The following is a 16,968-nucleotide window of genomic DNA, read 5'->3' as shown; positions in this document are numbered from 1 at the left end:
GCCATGGAAACGCTCACCACGCTTTGGACGCCGGAAAACGGTTGGGATCTTGACCTGCAAACCGGCGGTGACCCCCGCCTCATTCTCTACTTCGGCAATCGCAAAGCCTTAGGATCAGGAGCCATCCATGAACTCGGTGAGCGGTTTCCGGATGCCCTCGTCTGCGGCTGCAGCACCTCCGGGGAAATCCACGGAGCCACCGTGCATGATGGAGCCATCGTCGCAGCTCTCTGCACTTTCCACGGCACCCGTGTGCATGCCGTCAGCCAACAGCTCCCCGAAAACTTCGACAGTCGCGAAGTCGGCCGCCAGCTCGCCGAGAACCTGATCGGTCAGGACCTCAAACATGTCCTCCTCCTCTCCGATGGCATTCACGTCAATGGCAGCGCCCTCATCGAAGGCTTCCAGCAAGTCCTCCCCCCCGGCGTGATCGCCTCCGGCGGGCTCGCCGGCGATGGCTCCCATTTCGGCGAAACTCTCGTCGGCCTCGGTGACTGCATCAAATCCCGCCAAATCGTTGCCATCGGGTTCTATGGCCCCCACTTCGATGCCAGCTTTGGAGCCTGCGGAGGCTGGGAAGCCTTCGGCCCCCGGCGCCTCATCACTCGCTCCGAGGGCAACACCGTGTTCGAGCTCGATGGCCAACCCGCCCTCCAGCTCTACAAACGCTATCTCGGAGAACTGGCCAGCGGACTGCCCGCCACCGGCCTCCTCTTTCCCCTCGGTCTGGTCCGCGGGGACGAACCCGAGCAAGTCGTGGTGCGCACCATCCTCGGCATCGACGAAGCCACCCAATCCGTGCGCTTTGCCGGCGATATGCCGGAAGGCACTTTCAGCCGCCTCATGAAGGCCAGCGCCGAGCAGCTCATCGACGGCGCCGCAGAAGCCGCCGAAATCGCCCGCCCCATCGGCGATTTCACCCCCTCCCTCGCTCTCCTCGTCAGCTGCGTCGGCCGCAGGCTCGTGCTCGGTCAACGGGCCGAAGACGAGCTTGAGGCCGTTCTCGACAACCTTCCCCCATCGACCCCGACCCTCGGATTTTATTCCTACGGTGAAGTCTGCCCCCACCATCGCACCGGCTCGTGTGCGCTGCACAATCAGACGATGACCGTCATCCTCCTTGGAGAAAATGTCTGACATCCATCCCCTACTGCTCCGCCAACTCCGCCGGCTCCCCCAGCTGGATCTGGACTCCCATCCAGATCTGCAACGCCTCGTGACTGTCGTTGGAAAGACCTACGAGGACTTCCAAACCCAGCACCAATTCCTCTCCCATACCCTCGAAACCGCCTCAGAAGAACTCACCGAAGCCAACGAACGCCTCCGCCAAGAGTCCGAATCCCGAATTCGTGACCTCTCCAAGCTCTTCGAGGAAACCCTCAACGAACAACCCAACATCATCTTCCGCTGCGCGCGCCACGAGGATGCCTTCCAAGTTCACCTCGCCCGCGGCCGCAGGCTGATCGCCCGCCTCGGCTGGAATCACAATCGGCTCGAAAAGGAAACCATCGCGATGCTGATCGAGGACCCCCGTCACTCGATCCATTTCCTCCGCGCATGGAAGGGCGAAGAGCAACGCTTCGAAATCGACTTCTGGCACGCCAACATCGTCTGCGAAGTCATCCTCCTCCCCATCCGCGAGAACCATAAGGTCAAGGAAATCATGGGCGTGATGGCCGACATCACCCGCCAGAAAGCCGCCGAAGATCGCCTCCGCCACGCTTCCGACGACCTCACCCGCCGCGCCGAGGAACTCGAAAAAAACCGTCGCGTCATGCTCAGCATGATCGAGGACCTCGACCAATCGCGCACCCGCATCACCCAGGAGCGTGACCGCGCCAACGCCCTCGCCGACGAAGCCGCCAGCGCCAACCGCGCCAAGAGCGACTTCCTCGCTACCATGAGCCACGAAATCCGTACTCCGATGAATGGCGTACTCGGATTCGCCCAGCTGCTCCAGCAAACCATCCTTTCTGACCAGCAACAGGATTTCGTCTCCGCCATCCGCACCAGCGCCGAGGCTCTCCTCCGCGTTATCAACGACGTCCTCGATTTCTCCAAAATCGAATCGGGTCACATGGAGATCGAAGACCATCCGTTCTGCCTCCAAACCTCCGTCGACGATGCCCTGGGCACCGTCTCGACCGCTGCCGCGGAAAAAGGCATCGACCTCGCCGCCCGATTCGAACCGAACGTCCCCACCTCCATCACCGGCGACTCGCATCGTCTTCGACAGGTTCTTGTCAACCTCGTGGGCAACGCCGTCAAATTCACCCCTCACGGCGAAGTTCGCCTGGAAATCTCCGCCAACAAGCCGGACGCCACAGGCGAAATCGAACTCACTTTCCGCATCTCCGACTCCGGCATCGGCATTCCCGCCGACCAAATCGGTAAGTTGTTCACCCCATTTCACCAACAAGACAGTTCCACCTCGCGCCGCTTCGGTGGCACCGGCCTGGGGCTCGCCATCTGTCGCCGACTCGTCGAACTCATGGGCGGAACCATCCGTGCCGATAGCACTCCCGACGTCGGCTCCGTCTTCACCTTCACCTTGCGGACTCGCAAGGCCGAGGACCTCCCTGATCTCATCCAGCCCGTTCCGCACCCCGGCCTCACCGGTCTCGCCGCCCTCATTCTCGATACCCACGGCTGGAGCCGCAGCGTGCTCGCCGAGCTCCTCGAGCGTTGGGGCATGAGCGTGCGCGTTGCCTCCACGGTCTCCGAAGCTCGCTCGAGCTTGCTCGAAGGCCCCATCTCCACTGCCCTCGTCGATCAAGGCTCCGCGGAAACCCCCGAGGGCATTGAATTTGTCCGCGAACTCGCCGAATCGGGAACGCCACCCCTCATTCTCTGCCCTCCTGGCGACCTCGTGGCCGAACGCGATCGTTTTGGCGACGCCATCTCCGGCACCGTTTCGAAACCCCTCAAGGTCTCTCCCTTCTTCAACCTTCTCATCAAAAAGACCGCCAAGGATTGGGTCCCTACACCCGAAGTCCAACCCGCAGCGTCTCCTGCCGAAAAAGAACAATTCGAGCTGCGCCTGCTCCTCGCTGAGGACAACCCCATCAACCGCAAACTCGCCCTCGCAGCACTCGCCCAGATCGGCTGCACCCCGGACATCGCCGTCGATGGCCAGGAAGCCCTCGATGCCGCCGTCCGTGAACGCTACGACATCATCCTCATGGATGTCCAAATGCCCGGCATGGATGGCCTCGAAGCCACCCGCCGGATCCGTGAATGGGAGGCCGACCATCAAGTCCCTCCCGCGAAGATCATTGCCCTCACCGCCAATGCCTTATCCGGTGACCGCGATCTTTGTCTCAAGGCGGGCATGAATGATTATCTTCCCAAGCCGATCAAGATCCATTCCCTGCGTGATATGATTCGATCCAACTCCCGGCCCGATGCCGCTCCCTTCCAGGAAACCCCTGAAAGCCAAGCGACTCGCACACTTCGCCAACTCGCTCAGGAACTCACCGTCGAGGATGCCGTCACTCTCGCGGCCGAATTCAATCAAGATCTCGAAGCCCAGATTGATTCCATCCGCCACTCCCTCGACCTGCGCAATGACGAGGATGCGCGCCGCCACGCCCACTCACTCAAAGGATCCTCCTCCATTTTTGGCCTGGAGGACCTCCGCCACGCCGCCGCGGCAGTGGAAAAAGCCTGCGCCGACCGCGATCTGAATCTCGCCAATCAGCTCATGCCCGACCTTCAAAAAGTCGCCCAAACGGCCTCCCGTGAGCTCCACGACGCCGTCCAAGCACTCGGAGTCAATACCGTTATTTTCCCGATGTCTTGAAATTTCGCATTTGCTTCAAGACGGTGGGATGAACTTCATAAGGGGTCTCGATTCACCCCAGTCCCACCGTGTTAACTCAGGAAGCCATCGCTGAACTCTCCGCCAAGCGCCTGCTTGGTAGTACGAGTCGCATGGGCCGGCTCCGCATGCGGGCGTACATGGCGTGGAAACGATCCGCATGGCGGCTCACCATCGGCTTCACCCGGGGAGTCAAACGCCTCATGGATCTGGTAGCTGCCGGAATCCTGCTGCTCGTTTTGTCCCCGGTGATGATCACCGTGGCCCTGCTCGTGCGACGCGATGGCGGGCCGGTCTTTTTCCGTCAAACCCGGGTCGGCTTCCGTGGCCGGGAGTTCGGCATGCTCAAATTCCGCAGCATGTGCGTCGATGCCGAGGCCCGCCTCAAGGAACTCCTCGCCCACAACGAGAAGTCCGATGGCATCACCTTCAAAATGAAGGACGATCCCCGCATCACCCCAGTCGGGCGCTTCATTCGCAAATCCTCGATGGATGAACTGCCTCAGCTCATCAACGTCCTCCGGGGTGAAATGTCCCTCGTCGGACCCCGCCCGCCATTGCCCCGCGAGGTGGCCCTCTATTCGCCGGATGACCGACGCCGCTTGCTCGCCGTGCCAGGCATCACCTGCCTCTGGCAGATCGGCGAACGCGAAGGCCGGCTCCTTGAAGTTGGCGATCGCAACCAGATCGAATTTCCCGAGCAGGTCGACCTCGATGTCCGCTACATCGAGAGCCAATCCGTCTTCAAGGACCTCCTCATTCTCGCCAAAACCGTGCCGGCCGTGCTACTAGGGAAAGGAGGAGCATGAGCCACGCCCATTTCATCTGCCCGGATACCCGAGAAGGCCTCGCCGACCACACCGGTGGCCTGCCGCTCGTGCTCGGACTCTATCTGGGAAAACCTTTCCTCGATCATGCCCTCCACGGTTGCTCCGTCGCAGGCGTGAAATCCGTCACCCTCTACGCCAGCGATCGTCCTGCGGAGTTGCGCGATTACCTGAGCGGAGGCTCCGCCTGGGGGCTCGATGTCCAAGTCGTCGCCACTCCTCACGAACTCAGCATCGCCGAGGCCCGCAGCCGCTATGACATTCCCACCGAGGCATCCATCGAGCCGCTCGATCACCTCCCCCAACGCCCGGATGTTCCCATCCTCACCGGACCGGCGGACTGGCATGCCTCTCGCGCCGAACTCCTGCCCATCCTTGCTCCAGGCCAAGTCGGCGCCCGGGAAATCGCCCCCGGTATCTGGGCCGGCATGAAGACCCGTATCTCGCCCACCGCCGTGCTCGTCGCGCCCTGTTGGATCGGCCATCAAGCCGCCATTGGCGAGCACGCCCACCTCGGCCCACGCGCCTTTGTCGAAAATGACGCCCTCGTGGAGGCCCACGCCGAAATCGCCGATTCCACGCTCGGCTCCCGAACCTACCTCGGCAGCCTCACCCACCTCTCCCGCTCGGTCGCCACCGGTTCGTCCCTCACCAACTGGTCGAATGGCTCTCAGGTCCGCCTCACCGATGCCTTCCTGCTGTCCCACCTCGATCCCCCAAGGGAAGCTGCCTCGCGGCTCACCTGGCGCATGCTGGCGCTGGGCATGCTGGTGCTCACCCTTCCCCTGCCCCTTTTTGCCCTCCTCCTCGCCCCGATCCGGCGGCGGCCATTTTGGAGAAGCCGACTCGCCGTCCTGCCCAGTGCACCGGGCGAGGGACTTCGCAGCATCTCCTTTGGGGACCTTCCCGCTCTTCCCGGCACTTGGTCACGCTGGCCGCAGCTCTGGCGGATCGTCACCGGCCACTTCGCGTGGACCGGCAATCCTCCCCTCGATCCCGAGCAAGCCTGCCTTCTCCAGTCCGAATTTGAGCGCCTCTGGCTTCATCTTCCTCCCGGGGTCTTCACCGCTCCCGAGGCGGAAGGCTGCTCCGCACCCTGGGACGATGAAGCCCGCGCCCATGCCGCTCTCTTTGCCAGCCACCCCACCTTCGCTTGGCGTCGTCGCATCCTGTCCCGCGGGCTTCGCTCGCTCGTTTCCCGAAACCGCCCATCACCCGATCCATGCACACCGAAGCCACCGGTGACACCCTCCGTGTCTCCGGCATCACCGAACTGACCGCCGGGTCCGCCCGCGATGTGAAAGACGAGATCCGGTCCCGCTTGGAGAATCACGTCATCCACATCGATTTCGACGCCTCCGCCCTCTCGTTCCTGGATTCCAGCGGACTCGGCACCCTCATCTCCCTTCAGAAACTCGCCGCCGAACGGCAGGGGCACTTCCGCTTGCTCGCGCCCACCCCTCCCGCCATGCAGGTGCTCGAACTCACCCGCCTCCACCGCGTCTTCGAAATCGTTCCCTGAAGACCTTCCATTGAGCCCGACCCAAGAAATCGGCAACCCGATGGCCCCTTCCACCGCCGGCACCTCCTGGCGTTGGTCAGGTCCCTATACCCTTGAGGCCGTCCGCGACGCCTCAATGCAGGCCCGCCAGTTCCTCAACACTCACCGCGTTCCCGAAGATCACGCCTCTGGCTGGGAACTCGTCCTTTCCGAAGCCGGAAACAACTGTGTCCTCCACCCGGGTGACCCTCCTCCCACCGGCGACCTTGAGGTCACCCTCACCCTTCATCCTGAGGAAATCGTTCTCCACCTCACCGATCGCACCCCTGGATTCGATTGGCCCGACGATCCTCAACTCCCTCCCGAAGACTCCGAGTCCGGACGGGGGCTGTTCCTCATTGAAGCCCTCACCGACGACCGCATCTATGCTCGCGGTCGCCACGCCAATCTCCTCCGGCTCAGCCGCCGACTCCCTGCACCTCTGCCACCCGAGGAAGACTACGAGGCCACTCTCGATGCCATGACCGAAGAGCTCTCCGCCTGCTACGAGAGCCTTTCGTCCATCTTCCGATTCACCGAGGAAGCCCGCAACGCCCGCTCCATCGACGAATTCGCCCGCCACCTCCTCGACCACCTCATCACCGTCACCTCTGCCGACCTCGGCCTGCTGCGCATCGTCCAGGATCAAGAACTCACCTGCCTCGCCCATCAGGGAGTCGCAGACTTCGCCCCCACTGCCTCCGAACTGCAAGCCATCGAAACCCGTCGCGATCTTTGGTGCGAAGGCTCCGACGCCGAGCTTCTTCCCGCCGGCTCCCGCACCGGAATCATCCACCCCTTCTTCCAGGAAGATGCCCCCATGGGCTCCCTCATCCTGGCTCGCACCCGTTCGGACGAACCCTTCAATGCCGGTGAGGTCAACCTCATCCACACCTTCTGCGAATTCCTCACCCAACAACTTCTCACCCACCGCCACCGCCAAGAAGCCATCCGCTCAAGCCTCGCTCGCCACGAGTTCGAACTCGCCGCCGCCATCCAGCGCTCCCTCCTGCCACCCAGCCTCCACCCCGTTGAAGGCATCCAAGTCGTCGGCCATTGCGAAAGCGCCCTGTCCATCGGTGGAGATTTCTACGACCTGATTCCCTGCGAAGGCACCGGCTACTTCTTCGTCATCGCCGATGTCATGGGAAAAGGCGTCGCCGCCAGCATGATGGCAGCCGTCACCCGAGCGATCATTCGCACCCTCGGAGAGGACTTCGACCACCCGGGAGTCGTTCTCGAAAAAGTCGCTGCTCAGATGTTCGAGGACCTCGATCGCCTCGAAATGTTCGTCACCCTCGCCGTCGGCATTGTCGACGTCCCCTCCGGCACCGTCCGCATCGCCAATGCCGGGCACGCGCCGATTGTCGTCTCCAATGGCAGCCTCATGGAGGCCGGACCCCTCGAACCCCCCATCGGCATCGAGCCCTATCCCCGCTTCACCGAACACACCCTCTCCATCGGACCCGGCTCCCGGGTCTTCGCATACACCGACGGCCTGACCGATCCCCGCAACGGCCGCCCCACCTTCGAAACCCAAGACGAAGTCGCCGCCTGGTTCCACCGTGAAACCCGCGGCATCACCGACCCCGAACAACTCAAATTCCTGCTTCTCCAACACCTCGGTTATCACCCCACCGCCGCCCCCTTGGCCGATGACCAGACCTTCATCCTGCTCACCCTTCCCCACTGATCCCATGGCCTTCCTCGTTGTCGCTGAAGACGCTCCCCACATGCTCAGGTTGCTCGAAATGACCCTGCGTCGTCAGGGTCACCAATGGACCTCATTTGGCGACGGAAACTCCGCCCTTGAGTCCATCCGCAACCACCACCCCGATGCCGCGATCCTCGATGTCATCATGCCAGGCATGGACGGGCTTGAAGTCCTCAAAGCCCTCAAGGCCGACCCCAAAACCGCCGACATTCCAGTGATCATCCTCACCGCCCGCGGCCACACCTTCACCCGCGAGCAGGCCGAGCAATCCGGCGCCGCCGCCTTTCTCACCAAGCCGTTCAGTCCGACCGAGCTCCTCGACACCATTTCCCGTCACACCTCGCCCGCCGCCCCGTGAAAGATCGCCTCTCTCTCTTCATCATGATCGACGCCTGCGGGTGGGAGATCGTCAAAAACCATCCCTTCCTGCAGTCGATGGCTCCCCATCGCCGGCGCCTCGAAAGCGTCTTCGGCTACAGCTCCACCTGCGTCCCGTCCATCCTCTCCGGCCGCTGGCCCGACGAGCACCGCAACTGGTGCTACTTCGTCTACAACCCCGCCGAATCCCCCTTCCGGCCGCTGCGCGCCTTGCGCTGGCTTCCCACCGCTCTCACCAGCCGCCGCATCGTCCGCCGCTACCTCACCAAGTTCGTCAAAACCCACCTGGGCTTCCGAGGTTACTTCGACCTCTACAACATCCCGTTCCGCTACATCCACCTCTTCGACTTCACCGAAAAGAAGAGCCCCCTTCAGCCACGTGGCATGAACGTCGGCCCCAACATCTTCGACCTCCTCGAAGAAAAGCAGGTCCCGTACTACGTCACCAACCCCGCCCTCCCCGAAGAAGAGCACCTGCGCCTTCTCCTCGCCGATATCAAAAGCGAACGCATCGACTTCGCCTTCCAATACTGGGCCGGCCTCGATGGACTCCTCCACAGCGTCGGCAACGACTCCCCGGAAATCCCCAAAAAACTCGACCACTACGATGCCTGGATTTCCCAAGTCATGGAAACCGCTCGCAAACACTATCGCCATATCGACCTCCACGTCTTCAGTGACCACGGCATGGCCAACTGCGACGAACACCTCGACCTCCGCGCCAAAATCGACACCCTCGGGCTCCGCATGGGCATCGACTACGCCGTCGTCTACGATTCAACCATGGCGCGCTTCTGGTTTCTCAAGCCCGGCGTCCGGGAAAAAGTCGAAACTCTCCTCGCTACCGTTCCCGAAGGTCGGATCCTGCCCGAAGAGGAACTTCGACACTACCGCACTTGGTTCGACGACCAGGCCTTCGGAGAACTCATCTGGCTGGCGCGCGAAGGAGTCCTCATCGTCCCCAGCCACATGGGAGAGCGCCCCATCCGCGCCATGCATGGCTATCACCCGACCGATCCTCAAAGCTACGCCACCCTCTTCAGCAACACCGACCAAGTCCCGGAGGACCTCACCCACATCCCCCATATCCACCGACTCATGGAACAGGCCGTGCTCGCTCATGCCGCCGCCCGTAGCTCCCAACCAGCCACCCCCTGAACCACGGTGCGCCGGTCCGAGCCGACATCTCCTGCCATGCCTTCCATCATCCACGTTCCCAGACGCTTTGTCGCCAACGAATGGGGCGGCACCGAAACCGTCATCCTCGAAATCTCCAAACAACAGAAAGCCGCCGGAGCCCATCCCCGCATCATCACCTCCATGGCCCTGGCTGAGACCCACCATGACGTGATCGGCGGCATCGAAGTCGAGCGCCACGCCCACCTCTACCCCTTCTTCGGCCTCACCACCGAACAACGGGCCGCCATGGACAAAAAAGGCGGCAACCTGCTCTCCCTTCCGCTCCTCTCCGCGCTCTTGCGCGCGCCCGACGTCCGCCTATTCCACGCCCACGCCCTCAAGCGCCTCGGCGGCACCGTCCGCACCGTCGCCCGCCTACGCCGGAAACCGTACGTCGTGTCCCTGCACGGCGGCATCTTCGACGTGCCCGCTGCCGAACTCGCCGACCTCACCCAGCCCATTCAGGGGAAATTCGAATGGGGCAAACCTCTCGGGGCCCTCCTCGGGGCCCGCCGCGTCCTTGACGATGCCGATCACGTCATCTGCGTGGGGGAAAGCGAAGCCATCAAGGCCCGCCAACAACTCGGACACGACCGCGTCAGCTATCTTCCCAATGGCGTCGATAGCCAACGCTTTGCCCACGGGGATGGTTCCGCCTTCCGGGCCCGCTTTCAGGTTCCCGCCGACGCCTTTCTCATCGTCAATGTCGGTCGCATCGATTCCCAAAAGAATCACCTGTGCCTCCTCCAGGCATTCGCCCGCTTCCACGCCACCACTCCGCACGCTCGCCTGGTTCTCATCGGCCCCATCACTCAGCCCACCTACGCCGAGAAACTCCGCGCCTTCATCGCCGCCGAGAACCTCACCGAATCCGTACAGATCATCCCCGGCCTCGGCAATGACAGCGGCTCCCTGGTCGATGCCTACCACGCCGCCGATGCCTTCGTTCTCGCCTCCCGCCACGAACCCTTCGGCATCGTCGTTCTGGAAGCTTGGTGTGCCGCCCGCCCTGTCATCGCCAGCCGCGTCGGCGGCCTCCAATCCCTCATCCGCGATGGCGAAACCGGCCTCTTCTTCGATCCCGAAGCCGCAGATGCCGCCGATCAACTTGCCGACCGCCTCAACCGCCTTCATGCCAGTCCATCCCTGCGCCAGCAGTTGGGAGAGGCCGGCCGCCAGGAAGCCTTCGCCCACTACGATTGGGCCCGAATATCCGAACGGCTCGAAGGAATCTATCAACTCGCCGAAACCCACGCCGCCGGCCCACGCACCCACGCCTCGTGAACTCGCAACGCTTCACCCGCGACGGATCCGATGCCCTCGAAGAGCGCATCGACAGCACCTGCCGTGACATCGCCACCGAAATCACCCAACGGATTCCATCAGACCGCCTCCAAGGCCTGGTCCTCGCGGGCGGTTACGGTCGCGGCGAAGGAGGCGTTCTCGAAACCCCAGAAGGACACGCCCCCTACAACGACCTCGAATTCTTTCTTCTCCTGCGTGGCATGCCACGGCTCAACGAGCGCCGGCACGGGGCCGAAATCCACGACCTCGCCCACCGCATGACCGAGCGCCTCGGCATCGAAGTGGAGTTCAAAATCACCTCCCTCGAAGCCCTCGCTGGCGGCATCACGACCATGTTCATCTACGACCTGGTCGAGGGCCATCGCATCTTTGCCGGCCCGGAGAACCTCCTCGAAGTTTGTCGCCCCCACGCCAAGGCCTCGCGGATCCCACCCCACGAAGCCACCCGCCTCCTGATGAATCGCTGCAGCGGACTTCTCTACGCCAAAGAGCGCCTGAGCCGCGATGCCTTCAACCGTGAGGATGCCGACTTCGTTGCCCGCAACATCGCCAAGGCCCGGCTCGCTCTCGGCGATGCCCTCCTCGCCGTCCACGGCCTCTACCACTGGTCCTGCATCGAGCGCCACCAAGTCCTCCGCCAACTCGAATGGCCAGAGCTGCCCTTGGAGGAACTCATCACCGCCCACGCTGATGGTGTGGACTTCAAACTCCATCCCACCACCTCCACTGCCACCCACGACGAACTCGCTGCCCGCCATCAGTCCACCCTCGAACTCGCCTGGCCCGTGTGGCGCCATGTCGAAGAGTGCCGCCTCCACCGTCCGTTCCCATCGCCAGCGACCTACTCACGCAGCGGCGACAAGTGCCCCGAAACCCAAGCACTCAAGAACCTCCTCCTGCGGCTCCGCACCTTTGGCCGCCGCGGTCTCCACAGCCGCCCCTTCCGCTACCCCCGCGCCGCCCTGCTCAACACCTTGCCGATCCTCCTTTGGGATGCGGAAGCTGCCGATCCTGCTTGGCTCTCCTCCCAACTCGTCGCCCCCGTCACCGGATGGCGCGATGCCATCCCCGCCTATCAACGCCTCTGGGAACACTACAACTAGATCCCCATGAAGCTCCTCGTCCTCTACCCCTACGCTCCCTGGCCCCTCGACCGCGGCACCTACCAGCGCACCTTCCATCTGCTCAAGGCACTCGCCCAGCACCATCAGGTCGACTTCATGGCCCTTGTCGAAATAGGCGAAGACTCCCCGGAAAAGCGCGCCGTCTTCGAGGCCTTCTGTCACGACGTCGAGTTCGTTCCGTTCGAGCACCCACCGTGGGAAAAAATGTTTCCCCAACGCATCCTCAACCCCCTGCCATCCAGCGTCCAACACTGGCAACAACCCGAAGTGGCCGAGGCCATCAACCGGCGACTCAGCCCCGGCCGCTACGACATGGTTCATGTCTGCGACCTGGTGCTCATGCCCTACGTCCTCCCCCATCGGCACCACACCCCTTTCGTCGTCGATCGATCCCGCGTCGACCTCCAGTTCCAGCTCATGGAATACCAAACGCGTCGCCACGCCCTGCGCGACAAGGCGCTGCGCTGGGAGGGTCTTTCCAAAATGTGGTTCTACGAAAAACGCCTTGCTCGCGAAGCGCGACTCGAAGTCGTTTGCGGCCCCGATGACGAAACCTTCATCCATCGTCACGTCTCATCGGATGCTCCCGTCATGGTCGTCGCCAATGGCGTCGACCTCGACTACTTCCACCCCGCGGCCGCTCCCGATCCTCGGGCTCCCATTCCCACCGTGATCTTTTGTGGAGCCATGGACTACACGCCCAATGTCGATGCGCTCGACTGGTTCTTTCACGGCGGCATTCACGGCCAATTGCTCGCCCGCATTCCCGAGGTCGAAATCCTCATCGTGGGCAAAAACCCTATCGATGAAGTCAAAGCCTACGGTTCGCGAACCGGAGTCACCGTCACCGGCGGCGTGCCCGATGTCCGGCCCTACTACCGCCGCGCCTGGGTTCAGATGGTTCCCCTCCGCATCGGGGGCGGCACCCGCCTGAAGATCGTCGAATCCCTCGCCATCGGCACCCCGGTCATCTCCACCACCATCGGTGCTCAGGGGCTCGAGCTGCAGCACGGACACGATATCCTGCTCGCCGACGATGAATCCTCGTTCGCAGCCGAAATCGCTCGCGCACTCACCGACGAAACCCTTCGTACTTCGCTCGAACGCGAAGGCATCTCCACCGCCAACCAACGCTTCGGCTGGCCCGCCATTGGCGCCCGCCTCGCACGCCACTATGAATCCCTTGCCTGAAGCCGTTTCCGTTGTCATGCGGAGTTTCAACGAAGGATGGGCCATCGGCGATACTCTCCGCGAACTCTTCGACCAGGACTTTCCCGGAGAAATCGACCTCATCGTCATCGACTCCGGATCCAGCGACGAATCTCTCGAACTCATTCGCCAGGAAAGCCGCGCCCGCCTGATCGAAATCCCGCTCGGCACCTATGTTCCCGGTCCTGTCCTCAATCTGGGTGCCCGCGAAGCCCGGCACGACTGGATCGTCTACCTCAATGCCGATGCCAAACCGGTCGGCCGCGATTGGCTGGTCAATCTCCTGCGACCCTGTCTCGACGATCCCCAATTCGGTGCCGCCTTTTCCCGTCAAATCCCGCGGCCCGACTGCCAGGCCGTCTTCGCCCATGACTATGACCGCTGCTTCGGACCCGAGCGGGAATCCGTGAACTGGGATCACTTCTTCAGCATGGTCAGCTGCGTCACCCATCGCTCCGTCCTCGATAAAGTCCCCATCCGCGAGGACCTCCAATACGCGGAAGACGACGAGTGGACCCGGCGACTCATCGAACATGGCTACCACGTGCTCTACGCCATCGACTCCGTGGCCATGCACTCCCACAACTACACCCTCAAACAAACTTACAAACGCTCCTTCGGTGATTCGAAAGCCGCCGCTGCCACCAGCACCGTCGAGCCGAGGGCCATGAACTACCACTACTACGTCTTTCTGGGTTGGCTGCGCGATTCCCTCAAAGACGCACGCTGGTGCCTCAAAAATGGCCACACCGCTGGCATCCCCCACGCCGCGGCCGTGCGCATGGCCCAGCGCCTCGGCCGCCGCGATGGCTACCACGCCGGCTGGAAACACTACCAACGCCAAGCATGAGGATCCTCGTCCTGTCCAACCTCTACCCTCCGCACGAAATCGGGGGATACGAAATCCGCTGCCGCGACGTCGTCGACCGCCTCCGCGCCGCTGGCCACGACATCCGCGTCCTCACCTCCGACCATCAGGTCGCCGGCCGACCCGTCGACACCACTTCCCATGTCGCCCGCCGCCTAAAGGTCCACGGCATGTACGGTCACCCCTGGCTTTCCATCCCGAAACTCCGCCAACTCGAACACCACAACCACGCAGCCCTGATCGACGAAATCGCGACTTTCCAGCCCGAGGTGGTTCATGTCTGGAACATGGGGGGCATCTCCAAGTCCCTCCTCCTCCGCCTCGAAGCCACGGACCTCCCGGTCGTCTATGACATTTCCGACCACTGGATCGCCCGTAGCCTGCGCGCCGATGTCTGGCTTTCCTGGTGGAACGAACCCCGCTCCGCACCCGTCACATTCCTGCGCCAGCTGCTCACCGCGATCGGCTACCGCCGCGGCATCAGCTCGGAAACTCCCACCGGCTCATGGGACTTCCTTCGCTTCCCCCGGATCTACTTTTGCAGCGCTTTCATGCGCGACCTCACCGTGAGCCGCGGCTGGCCGGTGGAACACGCCGCCGTCATTCACTGCGGCATTGAAACCGCCGCCTTCCCGGTCAAAACCGACCACTCTCGATTCCGCAAACTTCTATGGGTCGGCCGCCTCGCCGAAGATAAGGACCCGCTCACTCCGGTTCGCGCTCTGGCATCCTGCTCCGACACCTCACTCACCCTCGATCTCTACGGCCATGGCGAGGCCGAGTACATCGCCACCCTCGATGCGGAAATCGAGACTCTCGGCCTCTCAGGCCGAGTCATCCGGCGCTCTGCCTCCGCCGCGGAGATGAAACAACTTTACTCGCAGTACGACGCCCTCCTGTTCACCTCAAATTGGGGAGAGCCCTTCGCGCTCACTCCACTGGAAGCCATGGCTTCCGGACTGCCTGTTATCACCTCACTCGATGGAGGGCAGGCCGAACTCGCCCGCCACGGTGAAAACTCCCTCGTCGCCGAAGCCGCGAATCCCAGCCTCTATGCCGAGCGCATCGCCGAGCTCGCCGCCGCTCCTCCTCTTCGCGCCCATCTCTCCGCCACCGCCCTGGAGGAAGTGCGCCGGCGCTTCGACATCGCCGTCATCACCGCAGAAATCGAAGCCTACCTGCTCGCCAGCCTTCCCTCATGAGCCCCGTCCGCCTCATCGCGATCGCCGGTGGCAGTGGCTCCGGCAAATCCCGCCTCGCAGCTTCGCTCCACCAAGCGCTGCTGCCCGACGCCGTGATCCTCACTCTCGACCACTTCTATCAGGATCTCTCCCACCTCGACCCCGACACCCGAGCCGCCACAAACTTCGACGACCCCGGCACCATCGACTGGCCCGCCGTCGAATCCGCGCTCCAATCGCTCACCCAGCGCCAACCGGCCGAGATCCCCGACTACGACTTCTGCACTCACACCCGGCGCACCGCCACTCAGCGCGTTGAACCTGCCACTTTCCTGATCCTCGATGGCTTGTGGCCGCTGACCCGTCCCACCATTCGCCACACCGCCACGCTCCGCTTGTTTGTCGACTGCCCTGCCGACCTACGGCTCACCCGCCGCATCGCCCGCGATACCGTTGAGCGCGGCCGCAGCGAAGATTCCATCCGCCGGCAGTGCGCCGAACACGTCGAACCCATGCACCGCCTGCATGTCCAACCTCAAGCCGAACTGGCCGACCTCGTGCTCGTTTCGCCGCTGGATGAAAGCGACCTCGCTACCGTCCTCGCCCGATTGATGTCCGCATGAGCTTCCTCTTCTACGATGATAGTCCGATCTTCGGAGGCCACGAGGTCATGACCCTCGCTGGCCTGGAGGCCGTGCTCAAGGCCAGCCCCGTATCCGTCCGCTTTCTAGCGAGCGAAGCGAACTCCAAGCTCCTCGATGCCCTCGCGGCACTGCAGAAAAGGCACCCCCAGCTCCACCTCGATCCTCTTCCCTGGCAATCCTCGAAACTCGAGGCCCTTCGCCATCGCCTCAAACCGGCCCGCGTGGCCCATTTGGCCGAGATCTTTCGTCGTCATGCGCCCGGGCTCGTCGTCGCCATCCAGGGCAACATCGAACACTCCTCGCTGGCACTCCTCGCTGCACGCAGCGCCGGCATCCCTAGTACCAGCTACATTCCGGTTCCTCATTCCAACCACGAAATGGGAGCTCGATTCGGAGCCTTACGCGATCTCTTCAGTCACCGCCTGTTTCGCATCCCGGACAGCTTCGTCACCATCACCGATGAAATGGCCCGGCTGCTGCGAACCCGCGGCGCCACCGCACCCATCCATCTCGTTTACAACGGCATCGACGTCCACCGCTTCACTCCAGGCCCCTCAGCGGCCGCTCGTGAAACCCTCGGACTGCCTCTCGATTCCCTCCTTCTCGGGGTCGTCGGTCGCACCGAATTTCGCCAAAAGCAACAGCACCTGCTCGTCGAAGCCGTCGCCAACGACCCCGACCTCCGAACCACCGCCCATCTCGTCTTCGCCGGAGACGGCCCCGATGCCGACACCCTCCGTGCCCTCCTCCGGGAACGAGGCGTCGCCGGCACTCTCCTCCCGTGGTGCGACCCCGCTCCCCTCTACCGCGCCCTCGATGCGCTCGTCATTCCCTCTCGCTACGAAGGCCTCCCCCTCGTCATGCTGGAAGCCTTGGCAAGTGGCACCCCTGTGTTCGCCAGCGATCGCGATGGCATGCGCGATTTCCTCCCTCTTCACCACCGATTCCGCGCCAACGACTCCCAAGCCCTGCACGACGTTCTGCGAACATGGCTCCAAGCCGGAAAGCCCGCCGCCGATCCGGCCCTCGTTGACCGCGTCCGCACCCACATGTCTCTCGACGCCTTCGCGCGGGCCTTCGCCGGCACACTTTGCCACCTTCTCGCCGGACCTGGGAAGATGCCTGAAGGTGACGCTTCCATTGTTAATTTTTCCGTAATAACCTTCCCGGAGAACTAAA

Annotated in this window: 15 protein-coding genes; all 15 read left to right on the top strand. The window is 63.0% G+C overall.

What is annotated here, in order from left to right; all coding sequences use genetic code 11:
• The first annotated feature begins 3 nt into the window (after positions 1-3).
• The 15 genes from HNR46_RS05425 to HNR46_RS05355 all read left to right on the top strand — a co-directional run bounded on the left by HNR46_RS05425 (position 4) and on the right by HNR46_RS05355 (position 16,967).
• Positions 4-1,137: an FIST signal transduction protein gene (locus tag HNR46_RS05425; protein ID WP_184016568.1), complete on the top strand. Its 1,134-nt coding sequence runs from the start codon at positions 4-6 to the stop codon at positions 1,135-1,137.
• Entirely contained in the window at positions 1,130-3,802 is a 2,673-nt protein-coding gene (locus HNR46_RS05420; RefSeq protein ID WP_184016566.1) for an ATP-binding protein, read from the top strand. Before HNR46_RS05425 ends, HNR46_RS05420 begins: the two co-directional genes overlap by 8 nt.
• A 158-nt stretch (positions 3,803-3,960) precedes the next feature.
• The gene (locus tag HNR46_RS05415; protein ID WP_221285040.1) at positions 3,961-4,629 is read left to right on the top strand and encodes a sugar transferase; all 669 of its coding nucleotides are present in this window, start codon (positions 3,961-3,963) and stop codon (positions 4,627-4,629) included.
• Positions 4,626-5,924 carry an LbetaH domain-containing protein gene (locus HNR46_RS05410; RefSeq protein ID WP_184016564.1) on the top strand — a complete coding sequence of 433 codons (1,299 nt, stop codon included), beginning with the start codon at positions 4,626-4,628 and terminating at the stop codon, positions 5,922-5,924. The genes HNR46_RS05415 and HNR46_RS05410 overlap by 4 nt, the downstream gene beginning before the upstream one ends.
• Positions 5,870-6,169 (top strand): STAS domain-containing protein, encoded by a 300-nt coding sequence (locus HNR46_RS05405; protein ID WP_184016562.1) that lies wholly within the window; start codon positions 5,870-5,872, stop codon positions 6,167-6,169. The genes HNR46_RS05410 and HNR46_RS05405 overlap by 55 nt, the downstream gene beginning before the upstream one ends.
• A 40-nt stretch (positions 6,170-6,209) precedes the next feature.
• Positions 6,210-7,880, top strand: coding sequence for a SpoIIE family protein phosphatase (locus HNR46_RS05400; protein WP_184016560.1), 1,671 nt, complete (start codon positions 6,210-6,212; stop codon positions 7,878-7,880).
• A 4-nt stretch (positions 7,881-7,884) separates the two neighbouring features.
• Positions 7,885-8,259, top strand: a complete 375-nt coding sequence (locus HNR46_RS05395) for a response regulator transcription factor (RefSeq protein ID WP_184016558.1) — start codon at positions 7,885-7,887, stop codon at positions 8,257-8,259.
• On the top strand, positions 8,256-9,437 hold the full coding sequence (locus HNR46_RS05390; protein WP_343076017.1) for an alkaline phosphatase family protein: 1,182 nt from the start codon (positions 8,256-8,258) through the stop codon (positions 9,435-9,437). Before HNR46_RS05395 ends, HNR46_RS05390 begins: the two co-directional genes overlap by 4 nt.
• Before the next feature lie 36 nt (positions 9,438-9,473).
• Entirely contained in the window at positions 9,474-10,742 is a 1,269-nt protein-coding gene (locus HNR46_RS05385) for a glycosyltransferase family 4 protein (RefSeq protein ID WP_184016556.1), read from the top strand.
• Positions 10,739-11,866: a hypothetical protein gene (locus HNR46_RS05380; protein WP_184016554.1), complete on the top strand. Its 1,128-nt coding sequence runs from the start codon at positions 10,739-10,741 to the stop codon at positions 11,864-11,866. Before HNR46_RS05385 ends, HNR46_RS05380 begins: the two co-directional genes overlap by 4 nt.
• Positions 11,867-11,872: 6 nt before the next feature.
• Positions 11,873-13,078 (top strand): glycosyltransferase family 4 protein, encoded by a 1,206-nt coding sequence (locus HNR46_RS05375; RefSeq protein WP_184016552.1) that lies wholly within the window; start codon positions 11,873-11,875, stop codon positions 13,076-13,078.
• Complete coding sequence (locus tag HNR46_RS05370; RefSeq protein WP_184016550.1) at positions 13,062-13,946, top strand: glycosyltransferase family 2 protein; 885 nt, start codon at positions 13,062-13,064, stop codon at positions 13,944-13,946. The genes HNR46_RS05375 and HNR46_RS05370 overlap by 17 nt, the downstream gene beginning before the upstream one ends.
• Entirely contained in the window at positions 13,943-15,166 is a 1,224-nt protein-coding gene (locus tag HNR46_RS05365) for a glycosyltransferase family 4 protein (protein ID WP_184016548.1), read from the top strand. Before HNR46_RS05370 ends, HNR46_RS05365 begins: the two co-directional genes overlap by 4 nt.
• Complete coding sequence (locus tag HNR46_RS05360; RefSeq protein WP_184016546.1) at positions 15,163-15,768, top strand: uridine kinase family protein; 606 nt, start codon at positions 15,163-15,165, stop codon at positions 15,766-15,768. Before HNR46_RS05365 ends, HNR46_RS05360 begins: the two co-directional genes overlap by 4 nt.
• The gene (locus tag HNR46_RS05355) at positions 15,765-16,967 is read left to right on the top strand and encodes a glycosyltransferase (RefSeq protein WP_184016544.1); all 1,203 of its coding nucleotides are present in this window, start codon (positions 15,765-15,767) and stop codon (positions 16,965-16,967) included. Before HNR46_RS05360 ends, HNR46_RS05355 begins: the two co-directional genes overlap by 4 nt.
• Position 16,968: the final 1 nt, after the last annotated feature.

The organism is Haloferula luteola, from assembly GCF_014201715.1.
Lineage (GTDB): Bacteria > Verrucomicrobiota > Verrucomicrobiia > Verrucomicrobiales > Akkermansiaceae > Haloferula > Haloferula luteola.
The sequence above is the reverse complement of the archived record's forward strand: the minus strand, read 5'-3'. Positions and strand labels throughout refer to the sequence as shown.